We start from the raw sequence: 17,090 nt of genomic DNA, 5'->3' as shown, positions 1-17,090 counted from the left end.
ATGAAAGAAACGCAGTCACCGACGAGCAACGATAGCACAAAATCGACACCCACCACACGACGACGGCTCCTCAAAGGTACACTTGGCACAGCAGTGACCGCGGCAGCGGTTCCGAGCCTGAGCGGCGTTGCAGCAGCGCATTTCCCGGTCGAACTCGCGGTCGATATCCAGCCCGAGAACGCGGAGAACTTCATCGACCTGTCGGAACACGACACCATCACCGTCGCAGTCGAGCAGTCAGAGTTCGTCAACAGTGACGGGGACAGCGAGACGTTCGACCCCACGGAGCGGGCCGTCCGTTATCGGTTTGGCTCCCGCCTCGTACTGGAAGACGGTGAGGGCGCTCGGCCTGTCGACGAGGGCGAGATCAGGGAACCAGACGATGATTCCGCGGACGGCCAGGCGTCGCTCGCTCTCACGTTCCCAGTCGATGAGATGGGCTTCGACGGTGGGGAGGAGACAGCATGGCTGTACTGGGAGCGCGACGAGTCCGGGGACCACGGGTATGCCGGCTTCGATTCCGTGCGGGTGTATCGTGGGCAGCCCGCAAGCCGCTCCCTGGTCGAACAGCTACAGCAATTGCTGGGCGGTGAGACAGCGTCCAGCGCTGACTGAGGGGCTGTGAACCCGGAGCGGTGCTGTCGGTGTGCGCCTGTAATCGCTATGCTGGCGACTATATACGTCGAATCCGATGGCACGCTATGGCCATCGTTGCTGAAATCCTTCTCGCGGACGAGACGCTTCCGCTGGTCGATGTGGCGGACTCGGTTCCGAGCGGCGAACTCTCGATTTCGAACGCCGTCGGCCTCGAAGACGGAAGACTGCTGCTTACAGTTAGCGTCGACGCTGGCTCCCGCGACGCCTTCGAGCGCGAACTCGACGCGCGGCCACAGCTCACCGACGCGGCGGAGATCGGGCAGACGGCCGATGGCTGGTTCTACAAGGTGGTCGTCGACAACGCACCGGATCTCATCGCGTCACATGACCCGGAAGAGTTCGAGGGCGTTGCGATGGATGCGACGGTCACCGGCGAGGGGATACGGGAACAGAAGGTGTTCTCGGACTACGACGCGTTCAGTGCGCTACAGGACCGGTGTGCAGTCAACGACATCCCGCTCGAACTACTGAACATCGCCTCAGACCCCGAGAACCCCGGCGAGCGCGACCAGTTCGGCCTCACAGACAGGCAGTATCGGGCGATGTCTATCGCCCTCTCCTCGGGATACTACGACTCACCGCGTCGGTGTTCGACGGCGGAACTCGCCGAGAAACTCGATGTGTCGGCCGCCGCGGCGTCCGACCTCCTGCGCCGAGCCGAAAAACAGCTCATCAGTTCGACGGTCGGCCCCGCCCAGTTCCGGAACGCACTTGCACGGTAGCCGCGCTCCTGTTTGACTGTGGCTTCCCTGCTGCCGTATAAATGGGCTTATCAGTAAGCAAAGCACGCTCGTGGCTGTCGCAGCTACTGGACACCGATGGCAGACAAATCTGCGACAGACGACGACCAGAACACACAGCGACTTGCAGGCGACGTTGCGATTGTCACCGGCGCGTCATCGGGGATCGGTGAGGCAACTGCCGAGGCGCTCGCTGACGCGGGCGCCAGTGTCGCGCTCGCGGCACGGCGTGCTGACGAACTGGAGGCCCTTGCGGACCGAATCGAGTCATCCGGTGGGGACGCGCTGGTTGTACCAACCGACGTTACCGACGAGGCCGACATCGACTCGCTGGTCGAGGCGACAACAGACGAGTACGGTCGCATCGATATCCTCGTCAACAACGCCGGTGTGATGCTTCTCGAACCGCTGGAACGGGCAGACCGCTCGAACCTTCGACAGATGGTCGAGGTGAACCTGCTCGGGCTGATGAACCTCACCCATGCGGTGCTCCCGATCATGCAAGAGCAGGAAAGCGGACACATCGTCAATGTCTCCTCCGTCGCGGGACGCCGCGCGTCAGCCGATTCGAGCGGCTACAACGCGACGAAGTTCGGGGTGAACGCGTTCACTGAGGCAGTTCGGCAGGAAGTGACGACACAGGGCATCCGGACGACGGTTATCGAACCGGGTGCTGTCGACACGGAACTTGCGACACACGTGCCGGACGAGCAGGTGCTGGAGCAGTTCGCGGAAATGGACCTCCCGATGCTTCACCCCGACGACATCGCTCGCGGCATCGTGTACGCGACGAGCCAGCCCGCCCGCGTGGACGTGAACGAACTCCTGATCAGACCGACTGGCCAGGATATCTGATGCGGCCGCGGCGCTCGTTGGACGCGATGTAGCGACAGTCGGCTCGAAACGCCGTCTCCGCTGTTTTTTGTGCGTGGGCGACGGTACTGGCCGCCGAAACCGGTTGTTAAGCTCTAAACTGTCGCACTGTCACACCGTGTTTGTCTACATCGTTTGAGAGGGGTCCCTATCGCTGAAACGGGACGTACAGTTGCCGAAACCCCCGGCATCGGAGGAGCCTTACGTCAGCTACCCTAACCACAGACATGGCAATTGAGACGGATGTCCTCGTCATCGGTGGTGGCGCGACCGGCGCTGGCGTCGCTCGTGACCTTGCACTCCGTGGCGTCGACGTGACGCTTGTCGAGCGGAACGGGCTGACAAGCGGTACCTCCGGGCGCTCGCACGGACTGTTGCACAGCGGGGCCCGCTACGCCGAGGCGGATCGGATCGGTGCCGAGGAGTGCATCACCGAAAACCGGATACTCAAGCAGATCGCCGGGGAATGCATCCGTGACACCGGTGGGTTGTTCGTCCAGCTCACCGGGGACGACCCCGACTACTTCGAGGCCAAGCGGGCGGCCTGCGAGGAGATCGGTATCCCCGTAGAGACGCTGGACGACGACGCAGCCCACGAGCGAGTCCCCGACCTCACAGCAGATATTGAGCGCGCGTTCGAGGTTCCCGACGCTGTCATCTATCCGTCGTGGCTCGTCGCTGCGAACGCCGCGGACGCCCGCAACCACGGTGCAGCGATACACCCACACGCGCCCGTCGAGGACGTACTCGTCGAGGACGGACAAGTGGCCGGCGTGCGGGTCGGCGGGACAGTCGAGGACACTATCGAAGCCGACTACGTCGTCAACGCGACCGGTGCCTGGGCAGGCGAACTCGCCGCAATGGCCGGCCTTGACGTCGAGATGCAACCGACGCGGGGCGTGATGGTCTCGGTCGAGTATGATGACCTCGGGCTGGTGCTCAACCGCTGTCGGGACCCCGACGACGGCGACATTGTCGTGCCACACGAGCGCGAGGCCGTCCTCGGAACGACGAGCGTGCCCGTCCGCGACCCGGACAAGTACGAGACGGAGCAGTGGGAAGTCGAAGAGAGTATCGAGGAATGTGCGGCGATGCTGCCGCCGGTCGCGGACGCGCCCGAGGTCCGAACCTGGTGGGGCGTCCGGCCGCTGTACGCGCCTGACGAGGCGGAGCGCGGCCGCGGCATCTCGCGAGGCTTCTTCCTGCTCAATCACGCCGACGACGGCGTCGACAACATGGCGAGCATCGTCGGCGGCAAACTGACGACCTACCGGCAGATGGCCGAGGCGACGGCTGACCTCGTCTGTGACGACCTCGGTGTCGACACTGTCTGTCGGACGGCGGACCAGACGCTCCCGAACGTCGACGACCCAGAACAACTGGACGCGCTCGTGGCCGAGTTCGACGGCCAGGGACCGACTGACGAAGACGTGGTCGGGTCGGCGTAGCCATGCCTACTGTGACCTGGTTCAAACCGGGAAAGAAGACTATCGGACGGCTGTACCGTTATAAGGGTGGCAGCCGGATATGTCCTCATGATAAACGAGACCGTGCGGCAGATCGAGGAGATGGAGACACAGAGCTCCTCGATTGCCGCCGTGAAAGCCGCCAGGGCGCTCCGCGAACTGACGGACCGCGAGTGCCACACGGTCGAGGACTTCCTCCGTGTCGTCGAGCGCAACAGCAGCGCACTCCAGCGGGCGAACCGCTCGCACGCGCCCCTGTACACCACGCAGCAACGCATCGTGACGGACCTGAAAGACGCCGATCCCGACTCGGTCCCGGCGGCCAAGGAGCGACTGCTCGACACCATCGACGAGGTCGTCACGGAAATCGAGACCAGCAAGGACCGCGCGGCGGAGCGAGCGGCGACGCTCATCGACGACGGCGATGTGCTGGTGACACACGAGAACTCCTCGACGGTGATGGCGACGCTCATGGCGGCGCTGGACGACGGCAAGGAGTTCCACCTGTACGCGGGCGAATCGCGGCCGCATTTCCTGGGTCGTCGAACCGCCCGCCAGTTGGCCGACCGGGACGGGGCCGACGTGACGCTTATCGTCGACGGTGCAGCGGGCCACTACCTTTCGGAGGCCGACCGCGTCTTCGTCGGCATGAACTGCCTCATCGACGATACGGTGTACAATCGGATCGGGACGCTGCCACTGGCCGCGACAGCCAACGAGATGGATGTTCCCGTGACCGTCGTCGGAACTTCGTCGAAGTTCATCGGTAGCGGTTTCAGCTTCAGGAACACGTTCCGGCAGGGGTCGGACGTGATGCTCGAACCGCCGGAAGGGTTCGACATCGGCAATCCGGGCTACGATGCGACGCCGACCCGCCTGCTCGATACGGTCGTCACGGAGGACGGCATCCTACAGTTCTGAAGGGTCTTATCGGATTGTCCTGTCGGTGACCTGGCGGAGCCGCTCGGCCATGTCGGTATCTAGGCCGTCTTCGGTCACCCGCCACTGCCAGTTCCCGGTCGCCGTGCCGGGGACGTTGAACCGGGCCTCACTACCGAGGCCGAGCAAGTCCTGCATGGTCGTCATCGCGACGACGGCGTTCGAGTTCCACACCGCCTCGATGAGGTCCCAGTTGATTTCGTCTCCATCAGTGCCGAGGTTGTAGTGGAGACAGTCGCGCTGGCGGTCCGAGAGGCCGCGGTAGTAGCCGACGATAGTGTCCGTGTCGTGGGTCGACGTGTAGCCGACGGCCGACTCCGGGTAGTGCATCGGCTGGTACATGTGGCCCTCCTCGCACCAGTCAGCGTACTGCGGAACGCGCATGCCGGGGAAGCCGAACCGGTCCCGGAGCGCGACGATACTCTCGTCGAGAAATCCCAAGTCCTCGACGAAAAACGGGAGTTCGCCGAGCCTGTCTCTGACCGTCTCGAAGAAGTGCGCGCCGGGGCCGTCGCGCCACTGCCCGGCGGCCGGGTCGTCGGCCTCGGCCGGGATCGACCAGAACTCGTCGAAGCCCTTGAAGTGGTCGATGCGGGCGATGTCGACGAGGTCGAACAGGCGCTCGAACCGGTCGACCCACCAGCCGTAGTCGTTCGCACGGAGCGTCTCCCAGTCGTAGACGGGATTCCCCCACCGCTGGCCGTCGTCGCCGGGATTTGGCGGAACGCCGGCCACCTCGGCAGGCTGGTGGTCGTCGTCGAGTCGGAACACCTCGGGGTACGCCCAGACGTCCGCCGAATCGAGGCCGACGTAGATGGGGAGGTCGCCGACGAGGCCGATGTCCCGCTCGGACGCGTACGCGGCCAGCGCCGCCCACTGGCTGTCGAAGCACCACTGAACGAACTTGTGATAACGGATGTCGTCGGCGAGTTCGTCCTGGTATCGGTCCATGGCCGCTGGCTCACGCGTTCTGATATCGTCTGGCCAGTCTATCCAGCCAGCATCGTCGAACTCGGCTTTCAGTGCCGTGAACAGCGCGTAGTCGTCCAGCCAGCCCGCCTCGCGCTCGCAGAACTCCGCAAAGGAGTTCCGGTCAGCTTCGTCCGCGCTCTCGTCGAAGCTCTCGTACGCGGTCCGGAGCCGGCTCTCCTTGAACTCGGTCACGCGGTCGTACTTGACGTGCTGTCGTGAGAGATCCGCCGGCGGATCGATATCGCCCTCAGTGAGATAACCGCGGTCGACGAGGTCACGGAGATCGATGAGCAGCGGGTTCCCGGCGAAGGCGGACGACGACTGGTACGGGGAGTTGCCGTGGATACTCGCCGTGGGACCGAGCGGACAGAACTGCCACAGCGACTGGTCCGCCCGGTCGAGGAAGTCGACGAACGCCCGCGCGCCGGCACCGAGGTCACCGATGCCGTGCGGTCCCGGGAGCGACGTTTGATGGAGAAACACGCCACTCTGTCGTTCGAATTGCATACGCACCTGTTGCCCTGACAGGCATTTCAATGGGCGGGGTTGTTGGCTGCTGTCGCGACCACTTGTGGGTCCAGAGAGCGGCGCACGCAAACATATATATTGTATCCATTTGATGCTACGATGAGTGAGCCAGTAACAGAGATGCCACCGAACGTTCTGATGCTTGGCTGGGGGTTCCCACCCAACATCACCGGCGGGCTTGATACCGCTATCGGGGAGCTGTTCGAACAGCTCGAACCGAGAGACGACGTGGAGTTCGAGCTGGTATTGCCCGCGGAGTACGCCCCGCCGGACCGCGACGGTATTCACGGCGTCTCGACGGGGAGCGGTGACATCATTACCCGCATCGGCCGGCTGGCCGGGGAGTTCGCCGACAAGGCGGCCAACGCCGACATCATCCACACGAACGACTGGTTCGGCTACAACCCCGGCTCACGGGCCAAGTCGTCCCACGACGTCGACTGGATCTCGACGTTCCACTCGCTGTCAGCGGACCGTAACGTGACGCCGCCACAGCGGGAGGTTGAGACGGAACAGCGGGTCGCGAACCGCTCGGACCACCTCGTCGCGGTGAGCAAATTCACACAACGGCGGATCCGCGAACAGTACGACGCCGACTCGACGGTCATCTACAATGGGTTCTCGTCGGTAGAGCCGACGGGCCGGGACATCAAGGCGGAACTCGGCATCGACGGGAAGATGCTGTTTTTCGTCGGTCGACACACCGACCAGAAGGGGCTGTCGTACCTGCTGTACGCGCTTTCGAAGCTCGGCCGGGACGATGTCAGCCTGGTGCTTGGCGGCTCGGGGCATCTCACCGAACAGCTCGAACGGTTCGCGGAGCTTCTGGGGGTCGAGGACCGGGTCTACTTCCCGGGGTATCTCCCCCAGTCGGAACTCGGGGACTACTACAACAGCGCCGACCTGTTCGTCTCGCCGTCGCTGGCGGAACCGTTCGGCATCACCATCGTCGAAGCGCTGTCGGTCGGGACGCGCGTCGTCGCCTGCGAGAGCGGGGCCGCGGAACTCCTCAACGAAGACTGCGTCATCGAGGTCGAACCCGATTCGGACTCCATCGCCGAGGGGATCGAGCACGCGCTATCGCTGTCGACGCCCATCGAGTACGAGGTCCGGACCTGGGGCGAAGTCGCTGAGGAACACGTCGAGTTCTACCACGAAGTCTTGGACGAGGGCTGACCGGCGGCCGCGCCTATCGAAGAAACCGGACGTCCGTGACCGGCTCCGGATGAACGATTAGATAGCCGTCGGCGGTCGGCTCCAGCCCCGTCACAGACGTTGTGTCCGTCTGCGTCCGGTACGGGCTGTCGGCGGTTCCGTCAGCCGACTGGTAGGGGCTGTCGTACGGTGTCTGCCTGTCCTCCGGCGGTCGGTCAAAGTCCTCCGGCGGCAGGTATATCTTCTCGCCCGATTTCGAGCGGACCACGACGGCCGTATCGCGGTCGCCCGAAACATCGATTCTGGTCCGGCCGTCGTCGATTGTCATCTCGAACGTGACTTGCTCCGTTTCTGTTTGTGCCATGTTGTCAAGTAGCTTGCGTATGGCGAGTCAACGGCGCTGTGTCACTTAGTCCTTCGCCAGCGGTGCGATGGCTGGCGGTGGACCACCGTGAGTCCTGCACTCGAACGGTGAGCCCATCTTCGCGAGCCATCAGCGGTTGATGATGAGCGACCCCGACATGTCGAACCCCTCGACGGCCACGTCCTCGCCGAGAATCGTTTCGTCGAGGTCGCAGTCGCGGACCTCAGCGTCCGGGAAGACAATCGTCCGGTCGAGGCTGCTGTCGGTCACTTCCGCCCCGGCCATCACGTGGACAGTGTTCCCGATATCGCAGTTCTCGACGGTTGCGTCGGGGTGGATGAGCGACCCGCCGTCGAGTTTCCACTCGACAGTCTCGAAATACGAGTCGGGCGTTCCGATGTCGAACCAGACATCGTCGAACGTGAACGCATAGACCGATTCTTGCTGCTGGAGCCAGTCGATGTACCAGCCCGGTTCGTCAGGGTTGTTGTCGCCCGAGAGGTACTCCTCGAAGCGGAGCGAGTCGGCCGGGAACGCGTAGCAGGCAATCGAAACGAGCGTGCTGTTGGGATGGTCAGGTTTCTCCTGAAAGTCGACGACACGCTCGCCGTCGAGTTCGACGAGCCCGTAGGACTTGGCTTTCTCCCGCGAGCCCACGTCGTAGGCGGCCAGCGCCGGCCCGTCGCGCTCCTCGAAGAAGTCTAAGAACTCCGAGGGGTCGAAGCCGATCAGGTTGTCGCCACCGATGATGAACAGGTCGTCGTCGATACCTTCGCGGTCGATCAGTTGTGCGAGCGCGCCGACGACACCGAACTTCTCGTCTTCGTCCGCCGTGCTCTCGACGGAGAGTTGGGCCTTTTCGTAGCCCATTTCGTCGATGTGGGCTTCGAATTCGTCGGCAAAGGCCTCGTTCGTACTGAGGTACGTCGTCCCGATCCGGTCGTCGTCTTCCAGTGACTGGAGAACGCCGTCGATAACGGTCGTTTCACCGACTGGGAGTAGCATCTTCGGCCGACGTCGCGTGATCGGCCACAACCGTGTTGCGTAGCCACCAGCTAACACTATCGCGTCCATATCCCACAGTCAGACCCGAATTATAAAGTGGTAACTAATTGTTGGCGTTTCTAGAGGTTGAGCTGCCAGACAGTTGTCCCGGCGGTGACCAGATCCTCGTCGTCCGCGGCGGCAACGATCACCTGATTCTCACCGGGGTCGACGTCGACTGCGACCTCAAATTCACGGTCATCGACGGGGATGTACGTGATGTCAGCTGGCGTCTTGACGACGACACAGACACCGGTCGTCTCGCCGGAGACGACCAGTTCGTTCCCGCGGAACTGCGTGTCGACACGGAGCGCGGGGCTTCGGTCGGGCGTGTGTGCTCGCCGCTCACGGTAGCGGTCGTCGACGAACGCGGGCGTCTCGACTGGCTCGCCGGCGCTGATGCCGTGGGCCAGCCGCACGTACTGAGCCATCGACCACGCCAGCGGCGTCGCCGAGCCGGTCCCTTCGGCGAACTCCCAGTCGTACTCGGTCGCGTGGCCGCGGTCCCAGATCTGTTCGGCGATCATCCGGCCCGAGTTCGCCACGTCCTGCATCATCCGGAGGGCGTTCTCGGGCGTGATGTCCGGATCGTCACGGTGGAGTTCGTACTCGGCGCGTTCGCCGGTGAGCAGCGGCCAGAGGCGACCTTTCCCTTTGTGTTCGACCGTCCACGGCGCGCCCTGATCGTCCCGGCCGCGTTCGCCGTAGCCGTCGCCGTTGTACCGGTAGAACCCTGGGGCGTACTCCGTGTCGACGCTGATGGTGTCGTCGACTTCGACGAGGGAGTTCCGGATCGTTTCGTCGTCATCGGGCTTGATACCCAGTCGAACGAGTTCGAGGAAGCCGCCGTCGATGATGTTGCGCTCGTCCAGCGTCGGGCCGTCGTTGGCGAGCGTCCGGAGATGGCCCATCTCGGGGTTGCCATCGAGCGTGACCCGCGTGTAATAGGGCGTGGTGGTGTGGCGGTCGGTCCCGGTCTCGGTGGCGGTCCAGGCCTCGACGTTGTTCGCCCACTGGTCGGCCAGCGCCAGCCAGACGAGCGCGTCGGCCTCGTGGCCGGTGTCGAGGGCGAGCTTCGCCGCACACGCGAGCCCCGCGATTTCGGCCGCAATCGAGGACGGCGAGAAGCCGGCCTCCTCCTCCCAGCGCTCCTGTGCGGTCTCGGGGCCGTGGCGGACGACGTACTCAGCCGACCGCCGGACGTTCTCGTAGCTGTACTCGACGTCGTCGAAGTCGACGCCGCTCTCGGCGAGCCGATAGGCCATCACCTGCGGGAACGAGATGTTGTCCATCTGCTCGCCGCCCCAGCGGGTCGTCCCGTTGACGTAGGTGTTCTGCGGGATGAAGCCGGCGTCGTCCTGCTGGTACTCGTAAATGTACTCCAGTTGGTCCGTCGCGATGTCCAGCGACCCGATGGCGTCGAACACGCTGAACACCTGATAGAGGTCCCGGGACCAGACGAAGTTGTAGCCGTAGCCCTTGGGCTCTTCCGCGTGGACGGCCTCGCCCCACGGCACGGACGGCGACGCGATAGATGCCCCGTGGTAGGTCTTGTCCTCCACGGCCAGAAGCGTCATCAGCGCGGTTCTGTACTGGTTCGCCAGGTCCTCGTCGCCGGCGACCGAATCCGGGAGTTGCTTGTCCGACAGGAAGTCGGCCCAGCTGTCGGCGTACTCGGCACGAACTGTCTCGTAGCCACGGTCGAGCGCGCCGTCGGCTTCGCCCAGCGCGGCGGCAGTATCCGCCTGTCGCGCGAAGCCGAGTGCAACCGTATCGCTGACTCTGGTCCCCGAGTCCAGCCGACCGATGAGGACGAGATTCGTCCCGTCGATGGACTCGACCGGGTCCGGGAGGTCGCCGTCGGAGTACAGCCCGTCGAGGTGGTCGCTACCGGCCGCACCGACGGTTGCCCAGTCGAAGCGCCCGGCCGCGGCCATCGCCACGGCGATGGAGTAGGCGTCGCCGTTCTCGTCGACGAGCAGGTCGTTGTCGGTCTGGTCAGTGTATGCACGGGGGTTCCGGCCGACGAGGTGGTAGCTCCCTGGTTGGCCGTATCTGATGGCGCGGTCCTCGGTGACTGTGCTTGTGAGCGCGATGTCCGCGACGGAGAACACGTCGTATGATTTGTCGTCGTCGGCGCTGAAAGACACGTCGGCGACGATGGCGTCGTGCTCGGGGTCGGTCGCGTAGTCGACGGTGAGCGTCCACTCGTGGCCCTGGCCGTCTCCAGTCTCGGTGAAGACGTGGCGATAGAGCAGCGCCTCGTCGTCGACCGGTTCGACGCGTCGCCTGACGCTGTCGTCGGTCCGGCGGTTCTCGCGGTGGGTCCGGACGGCGTAATCTGTCTCGTCCGTACACCGGACCAGGAAATCGAGCGTCCGCAGGTTCATCAGGTCGACCTGCGGGTAGCGGGCCTCCGTCAGCGCGCCCTCAGTGAGCGTGAACCAGACGCGCGAGGGGTCCTGCTCGTCGTGGTCGGCGACGGTTCCGATTCCGTACTTTTCCCCGGTCGTCCACGTCGGGCGCTCGCTCGGCCCCTCGGTCCCGGCCGACGTCGTGGGGAGTGCGTTCAGTTCGCCCAGACGCGCAGTCGCGTGGAGCCGCAACGCGTGCGACCAGCCGAGCGGCGTCGCGCTGTCGAGGTCGCCGTCGTCGAAGGCCTGTTCGGCGAGGTAGCCGGCGTCGGTCGTGAGCGGTCCGTCGTCTTCGAGCAGTTCGTACAGGTCGCTCGCGCGGTCGAGGTAGGCGTCGCCGCGCTCGTCGCGGTCGTTCAGCATGTCGCCGACACGGGCGGCTGCGAGGGCCCCCATCGCCGTCGTGACTGTCCAGACCTTCTCGCTGTCCTGATGACCGGTCCGCCAGCGGTCGCCCTCGTAGCGGGCCAGTCCTGCGACTCGGCTTTCGGTGGGGTTCCGAAACAGCGTATCGAGCGTCGTGCTCACGTGGTCAGCCAGACGGGTGAGGTGCTGATCGCTCAGCGTCGCCGACTCGACGCTGTCGTACTCCTGCAGCGCGTCCGCGAGATGGAGCCCCGCGGCGTCGATGCGGTGGTCCGGCGTGCCGTTGGTCAGTCCCATCACGTACACGCCGAGGTCGCCGTCCCAGAGCGTGTCGAGCCCGTCGAGCAGCCGGTCGGCCGCCGTTAGGCTCCGCTCTCGGACCGACTCGCCCATCGGGGCGCGAGCCACCGCGGCGAACGCTTCGATGAACGTCGCGGTGGTGTGCGTGAACTGGCCGATGGAGTCCTCCCAGACGTTCTGGCACGGCTCAGGCAGATCGTTGGCCGCGATGTCCTCGATGAGTGTGTCGACGGCTGCATCGATAGTCTCACGGATCGTCGCCGTCAGATCGGCATCTAACTCGCCCCGGTGTGTTCGCAGCACCGTCGCGAGGAAGGCGGTGACGGTCGCGCTCTGGTCGGCCTGGTACTCCGGGGATTCGGCGTTGTGTTCGACCCTGGCGTTTGCCCAGCCCGGCGCGATAGCCCCGGTGTCAGCCCAGACGCGATGGGGCCACCGGCCGTCAGAGAGCTGGCTATCACAGAGGAACTCCGTGCTCTCGGTCAGCATCTCCCGGGTGTCGATGTCGAGCCGAGCACCGGCTTCGAGCAGATGGCGGGAGACGGAGGCGTCGTCGCGGAACCAGACGTAGCCGTAGCCGCCGGAGTTCGAATAAAAGGGGTCGAACTCCGGGGCAGCGATGCGACCGCCGGTCGGCGAGGACAGCAAGTCCAGGACGCGCAGGTCCATCCGTATCGAGTCCGAGCGTGGCATGGCTTCGGCCACGTCGATGCGCGTTCGTTCCCGCCCGGCCTGCCGGAGGTCGTCAGAAGTCGTGTGCTCCGTCACGCAGTCGGCGAGGTCGAGCAGTGCCGTCTCCCGGTCGACCTCGTCGTGGTTCGAGAGCTGGCTGACGAGCGTCGTGTCCTTGCTGCGTCCCGACCGGTCGAGCGGTGCGGTCACGAGGAAGTCGCCGGTGAGCCGCGTCTGATCGCGTCGCTCGACCGGCTCCGACCGCGGGAACGGCACCGGGTTGTCATCGAGTATCTCCGCGAGGCGCTCCGGCCGCTGCCCGGCGACGGCGTCCAGCCCGGTCGACGAGGCGAGGTAATCGTGCTCCCGGCGGTGGTACACCTCCAGTACGCGCGAGTTGTCGGGCCCGGCGTCCTCGTGGATCAGCGAACCGACACCGCTGTCGCTGCTGTCGGGGGCCAACGTGACGAACGCCACGAGCTTGGCGTCCTGTGGCACGGCCCCGCGCATCGCGACGTGCGTGACGTGGGCCCGCCCCAGCGTCAGGTCGTACTGGTGGACCGTGAACGATCCCGCGTCGTATTCGGTCTCGACGAGCCGCGTCTCGCGGTAGTAGTGCTGTCTGATCGTCTCCAGGTCACTGAACCACCGTGTTTCGTCCCCAAGCATAACCCCGAGCCTGGAGCGGTCAATACCGGAGAGCCCGGAGAGCGAATCGGAATAGTCCTTCAGTGTGCCGTCTTCACCGACGTGTACGAGTCGGTCACCGTGCCCGGAGAAAGAGCCTGAAACAGTCCTGCGCTCCTCTGGAAAGCGCTCGTGACGAGTCCGCTTGTATTCGTTGAGCGCTGTCGAAAGCCGCATACACATCAAAGCAGACCACTCTCTATAAACTCCTGTGGTTCGGACAAATTAGTGATACTTCGGGGCCACGACTGCGTACCCCGGGAGGGCGAAGCCGCTGCCGCTGAACGGACCTGCTCGCTTGGACTACTGGCGCAGGTCGTTCTCGTCAGCCGGAAACACACTCACGCTATCGACGGTCACAGTGGCGTCTCCATCACCAGCAGCCCCACGGTACTCCCCGGAAACGAGGTCCGTGCCGTCAGTTCCGGCCGGTAACCCGACCGTCGTCGGCTCGCTGCCGAAGTTGAGTACCACGACGGCTGCGTCGTTCTCCGTCGTCCGCGCGTACGCGACGACGCGGTCGGACGGGCCGTCCCGCACCTCGTACGGAATTCGGACGAGGTCCGCATCCGCCGACAGCGCCGGCTGGTCGTGCCTGGCCGAAGCGAGGTCACTGACGAACGACTGGAGCGTCTCGTCGGCGTGATCCCAGGCGAGGTCGTCGCGCCGCCCCCGCTGGCCGAACTCCTGACCGGCGTACAGCAACGGTGCGCCCGGGAGCGTGAACAGCGCGCCCGCGGCGGCCTCAGCGGCCTCACGCCCGTAATCGACGATATAGCGCGTCTCGTCGTGGTTTTCCGCGTACAGCATGAACGACGCGTGCTCCGGGAAGCCGATCTCCGCCCGCCCCTCGATAGCACCGAGGATGGCCTCGGCGTCGCCGCCGCCCCCGACTTGCCGGAGCGCGGCGTAGGTCGTCGAGTCGAAGTGCATGTCGAACAGCCCGGCCTGGAAGTCGGGGATGTACGGGATGGTCTCGTCCAATAGTAAGAACTCGCTGTCGCGGTCCTTGCAGTAATCGTGGATCTCGCGCCAGAAGCCGTTCGGGACGGCCCAGGCCATGTCACAGCGGAACCCGTCGACCAGGTCGGCCCACTGTGCGACCGCGTCGAGCAGGTGCCGCCGGACCGGCAGGTGATCGAAGTTGAAGTTCGCGATATGCTCCCACTCGAAGTAAGTTTCCGGTTCGGTGTCGCTTCGCCACTCGTACCACTCCCGGTAGTCGGCGTCCGGCCCTTCCACGGCGGACTCGAAGTAGGGGTGGGTCCGCGCCGAGTGGTTACACACCAGATCGAACAGCACCTTGAACCCGCGGTCGTGAGCCGCCTCGATGAACCGCTCGTAGTCCGCACGGGTGCCCAGATCCGACGCGATCTCGAAGAAGTCAGTGATGTTGTAGCCGTGGGGCGCGTGGTCGTTCTGTAACACCGGCGTAAGCCAGATGGCGTCGACGCCGAGCGAGTCGAGGTAGTCCAGTCGGTCGGTAATCGCATCAAAGGGCGATTCGTCTCTCTCGCCGGCGAACGTACGCACGTAAATCTCGTAGATGACCGAGTCCTCGGCCCAGGCCGGCGCGTCGTACGGTCGTCTGGCAGCGACCCCAGCACCGCTCGTCACCGTCTCGACGCCGTCCCCGCCGCGGGTGAACTCGACGGCGTCGGGCACGCTGTAGCCATGGTTCCCGACTGCGACGGCGTGGATACGAGCGCGTTCCGGGAGCGCGTCCAGCGGAATCCGAAGGGCCGTCCCGTCCCGGGTCACCGCGTCGGCATCGACATCGTCGCGGTCATCCAGCAGGAACTCGACAGCGAGGTCGGCGGCCGTCTCGGTCCCCTCCGGGTGGGGACTGCAGTCCGCCCGAACGACGGCTTCGTCTCCCTCGATATCCGGCCGCAGCGTCAGGCGTGGCTGGCCGCCACCCCCTCCGTCGCTTCCGTCCCCTGCCTGAGTGTACTCGCCGCTCCCGCTGCGACCGGGGCCACTTCGCCCGCCGGAGACGCCGCCGCTGTGACCGCCAGAGCGGCCGGACGTGTGTGTCCCGCTCGATTCGAGGGTCCCCGGGAACGCGCGCACGGTGAGGTCGTGTTCGCCGTCCGGTGCGGTGAGCCGGACGACGTATCTGCCCGGCGCGTCGGGAACGAAGTGTTCGACCGGATCATCTCCGAGCGATACCGTTGATTGCGCCGGTGCCTGCGTCAGTCGCCAGGTGTAGGTCGCCGTCGGGTCCGGGTCGCGGGGCGCGAGTTCGACCTCGTCGCCCGTCGCCACGAACCGCGGCGGTCCAGGATGGTGCATAGGTTCACTGCGATTGACAGTGTCTTTGTACTTGGGGTAGCCGCGAGCATGCCGCCGCTGACAGCATCGCTTTCTGGCTTCGGCGTGTACTCCCGCTGTGCCCGACTACCGACGCGATGCCGGGTTTGCCCTGCTTTGTGGACTGGTACTCGTCGCGTATCTCCGCCAGATGGGTGCGCTCGGGGCACTCTGGTCCGAGTCCGCCATCACCGTCGGCGTGGCCGTCGCGCTGGGTGTCGAGGCGCTGTTCGTGCTCGACACGCCCGTCGTGGCGTTATGGGAGCGCCGCGGCATGCGGGCGGCGTCGGCAGTCGCATTCATAGGTGTGTGGGTGGGCTCGCTGTCTTTCTGGGCCCAGTCGTCGTTGTTGCGGCGTGCTGGGGGCTTATAACGTACTTTAGCATTCTCGCTGTGAGTCCGTGTTACCGGTGATCGTTCGCCCCCACAGGAACAACACCGGTCGATGGGAGTAGGAGGTGATTCTCCAGCGATACACCCGTCATTCTGGACTATAACCAGACTTTCAATTCTATAATTGAGTTATATAATCTCTTTTCTTACCACTTGATCTAACTCTTGAGTTTTTATATTCAAATAGGGAGAGAAATAGCTAAGATGGGGTATTATAGTCAAGCCCAGAGATAGTATGGGACTAGATATGTTGAGCCCTCTCTAATTCGGTCCACCTTGTCCATCACAGATACCGGATACTCGGTCCCCGAATAACAACTGTACTGGTATTAGATTTCACCAGACACAGGCCAGCTGTCAGCGAAGGATGTCGGCTGCTCTGTTAATAAGACAGACCGGTTATTCGTGGGCCAGGTTGACTTCGATGACGTTGGCAGCCTGTTGCACCGTGTCGATGAGTTGGGCTTTGCGGCCTGAGGACTGCAACCGGTTGATGGGTGCGGTGATGCTGATGGCAGCCTCGCGGCGGTCGCCGGTATCGATAGGAACCCCGACACAGCCGGTCCCGTCGACCCGCTCCTCGGTGTCGTCGGCGACCCCCTGCTCTCGAATCGTCTCCAGCTCCGCGAACAGCGTCTCGCGGTCTGTGATGGTGTTGTCCGTCTCGGCCGGCAGCCCGCGGGTTTCGATGATTTCCTCGACTCGGTCATCGTCGAAACTCGACAGGAGAGCTTTGCCGATAGCGGTCTTGTGGAGGTGGATGCGTTTCCCGAGGCGCGTATCGAGCGCGACCGCCTGATCGCCGCTGGTCGTGTGGATGTAGATACCGTAGCCCTGCTCCTCGATCATCAGGTTCGCCAGTTCGCCGGTCTCGACGGCCATCCGCCTGACCTCGGGCTTCGCCACCTCGTAGATGCCGTCGTAGCGCTGTGCCATGCCGCCGAACTCCAGCCACCGGAGTCCGATGCGATACTCGCCGTTCCGTTCCACTACCAGTCCTTCGTCTTCCAGCGTCACCAGATGTTTGTATATCGTGCTCTTGGCCGGCTCCAGCGAGTCGGCAAGTTCGACCAGTGTGGCACTCCCGCCGAGGTTTTTGATACCCGAGAGGACCGACAGCGAGGTCTGTGTCGCCCGGACCGAGTCCGTTTTTGCCCGTGTCATTAGTCACCAGTTCTTTCGCCGCTCGAATAAAATTGCCGTATCG

The 17,090-nt window shown here is 64.4% G+C and carries 13 protein-coding genes; 7 read left to right on the top strand and 6 right to left on the bottom strand.

Going from position 1 to position 17,090, the window contains the following annotated elements; translation table 11 throughout:
• Positions 1–93 precede the first annotated feature (93 nt).
• The 5 genes from C444_RS04330 to C444_RS04310 all read left to right on the top strand — a co-directional run bounded on the left by C444_RS04330 (position 94) and on the right by C444_RS04310 (position 4,657).
• The gene (locus C444_RS04330; protein WP_004591171.1) at positions 94–615 is read left to right on the top strand and encodes a hypothetical protein; all 522 of its coding nucleotides are present in this window, start codon (positions 94–96) and stop codon (positions 613–615) included.
• A gap of 86 nt (positions 616–701) precedes the next feature.
• Positions 702–1,379, top strand: a complete 678-nt coding sequence (locus C444_RS04325) for a helix-turn-helix domain-containing protein (protein WP_004591170.1) — start codon at positions 702–704, stop codon at positions 1,377–1,379.
• 96 nt (positions 1,380–1,475) lie between these two features.
• The gene (locus tag C444_RS04320) at positions 1,476–2,252 is read left to right on the top strand and encodes an SDR family oxidoreductase (protein WP_004591169.1); all 777 of its coding nucleotides are present in this window, start codon (positions 1,476–1,478) and stop codon (positions 2,250–2,252) included.
• 245 nt (positions 2,253–2,497) lie between these two features.
• Complete coding sequence (locus C444_RS04315) at positions 2,498–3,718, top strand: FAD-dependent oxidoreductase (protein WP_004591168.1); 1,221 nt, start codon at positions 2,498–2,500, stop codon at positions 3,716–3,718.
• A gap of 87 nt (positions 3,719–3,805) precedes the next feature.
• Positions 3,806–4,657 carry a translation initiation factor eIF-2B gene (locus C444_RS04310; RefSeq protein ID WP_004591167.1) on the top strand — a complete coding sequence of 284 codons (852 nt, stop codon included), beginning with the start codon at positions 3,806–3,808 and terminating at the stop codon, positions 4,655–4,657.
• Positions 4,658–4,663: 6 nt separating this feature from the next.
• On the opposite strand, the gene malQ is transcribed toward C444_RS04310, so the two are convergent.
• On the bottom strand, positions 4,664–6,154 hold the full coding sequence (gene malQ / locus C444_RS04305; RefSeq protein WP_004591166.1) for a 4-alpha-glucanotransferase: 1,491 nt from the start codon (positions 6,152–6,154) through the stop codon (positions 4,664–4,666).
• Between the two features lie 141 nt (positions 6,155–6,295).
• Between malQ and C444_RS04300 the strand changes: the two genes are divergently transcribed.
• Complete coding sequence (locus C444_RS04300; protein WP_004591165.1) at positions 6,296–7,351, top strand: glycosyltransferase family 4 protein; 1,056 nt, start codon at positions 6,296–6,298, stop codon at positions 7,349–7,351.
• Positions 7,352–7,364: 13 nt separating this feature from the next.
• On the opposite strand, the gene C444_RS04295 is transcribed toward C444_RS04300, so the two are convergent.
• From C444_RS04295 to malA, 4 genes are all read right to left on the bottom strand, one after another.
• The gene (locus tag C444_RS04295) at positions 7,365–7,694 is read right to left on the bottom strand and encodes a DUF7510 family protein (RefSeq protein ID WP_004591164.1); all 330 of its coding nucleotides are present in this window, start codon (positions 7,692–7,694) and stop codon (positions 7,365–7,367) included.
• 129 nt (positions 7,695–7,823) lie between these two features.
• Positions 7,824–8,768, bottom strand: a complete 945-nt coding sequence (locus C444_RS04290) for a sugar phosphate nucleotidyltransferase (protein WP_004591163.1) — start codon at positions 8,766–8,768, stop codon at positions 7,824–7,826.
• 50 nt (positions 8,769–8,818) lie between these two features.
• Positions 8,819–13,354 carry a glycoside hydrolase family 15 protein gene (locus tag C444_RS04285; protein WP_004591162.1) on the bottom strand — a complete coding sequence of 1,512 codons (4,536 nt, stop codon included), beginning with the start codon at positions 13,352–13,354 and terminating at the stop codon, positions 8,819–8,821.
• A 126-nt stretch (positions 13,355–13,480) separates the two neighbouring features.
• Positions 13,481–15,472 (bottom strand): alpha-amylase MalA, encoded by a 1,992-nt coding sequence (malA, locus tag C444_RS04280; RefSeq protein WP_004591161.1) that lies wholly within the window; start codon positions 15,470–15,472, stop codon positions 13,481–13,483.
• 97 nt (positions 15,473–15,569) lie between these two features.
• Here malA and C444_RS04275 point away from each other — a divergent pair, with 97 nt between their 5' ends.
• Positions 15,570–15,863 carry a hypothetical protein gene (locus tag C444_RS04275; RefSeq protein ID WP_004591160.1) on the top strand — a complete coding sequence of 98 codons (294 nt, stop codon included), beginning with the start codon at positions 15,570–15,572 and terminating at the stop codon, positions 15,861–15,863.
• Positions 15,864–16,282: 419 nt separating this feature from the next.
• Here the strand turns inward: C444_RS04275 and C444_RS04270 are convergent, their stop codons facing one another.
• Positions 16,283–17,047: an IclR family transcriptional regulator gene (locus C444_RS04270; RefSeq protein ID WP_004591159.1), complete on the bottom strand. Its 765-nt coding sequence runs from the start codon at positions 17,045–17,047 to the stop codon at positions 16,283–16,285.
• Between the last annotated feature and the right edge of the window lie 43 nt (positions 17,048–17,090).

The sequence above is a fragment of the Haloarcula japonica DSM 6131 genome (genome assembly GCF_000336635.1).
Lineage (GTDB): Archaea > Halobacteriota > Halobacteria > Halobacteriales > Haloarculaceae > Haloarcula > Haloarcula japonica.
This window is presented reverse-complemented; position numbering and strand designations above follow the sequence as displayed.

Bases quoted from the DNA above. Each gene is read 5' to 3' on its own strand.
- C444_RS04325 (WP_004591170.1), top strand. From the start codon at position 702: ATGGCCATCGTTGCTGAAATCCTTCTCGCGGACGAGACGCTTCCGCTG.
- C444_RS04320 (WP_004591169.1), top strand. From the start codon at position 1,476: ATGGCAGACAAATCTGCGACAGACGACGACCAGAACACACAGCGACTT.
- C444_RS04315 (WP_004591168.1), top strand. From the start codon at position 2,498: ATGGCAATTGAGACGGATGTCCTCGTCATCGGTGGTGGCGCGACCGGC.
- C444_RS04310 (WP_004591167.1), top strand. From the start codon at position 3,806: ATGATAAACGAGACCGTGCGGCAGATCGAGGAGATGGAGACACAGAGC.
- malQ (WP_004591166.1), bottom strand. From the start codon at position 6,154: ATGCAATTCGAACGACAGAGTGGCGTGTTTCTCCATCAAACGTCGCTC.
- C444_RS04300 (WP_004591165.1), top strand. From the start codon at position 6,296: ATGCCACCGAACGTTCTGATGCTTGGCTGGGGGTTCCCACCCAACATC.
- C444_RS04295 (WP_004591164.1), bottom strand. From the start codon at position 7,694: ATGGCACAAACAGAAACGGAGCAAGTCACGTTCGAGATGACAATCGAC.
- C444_RS04290 (WP_004591163.1), bottom strand. From the start codon at position 8,768: ATGGACGCGATAGTGTTAGCTGGTGGCTACGCAACACGGTTGTGGCCG.
- C444_RS04285 (WP_004591162.1), bottom strand. From the start codon at position 13,354: ATGCGGCTTTCGACAGCGCTCAACGAATACAAGCGGACTCGTCACGAG.
- malA (WP_004591161.1), bottom strand. From the start codon at position 15,472: ATGCACCATCCTGGACCGCCGCGGTTCGTGGCGACGGGCGACGAGGTC.
- C444_RS04270 (WP_004591159.1), bottom strand. From the start codon at position 17,047: ATGACACGGGCAAAAACGGACTCGGTCCGGGCGACACAGACCTCGCTG.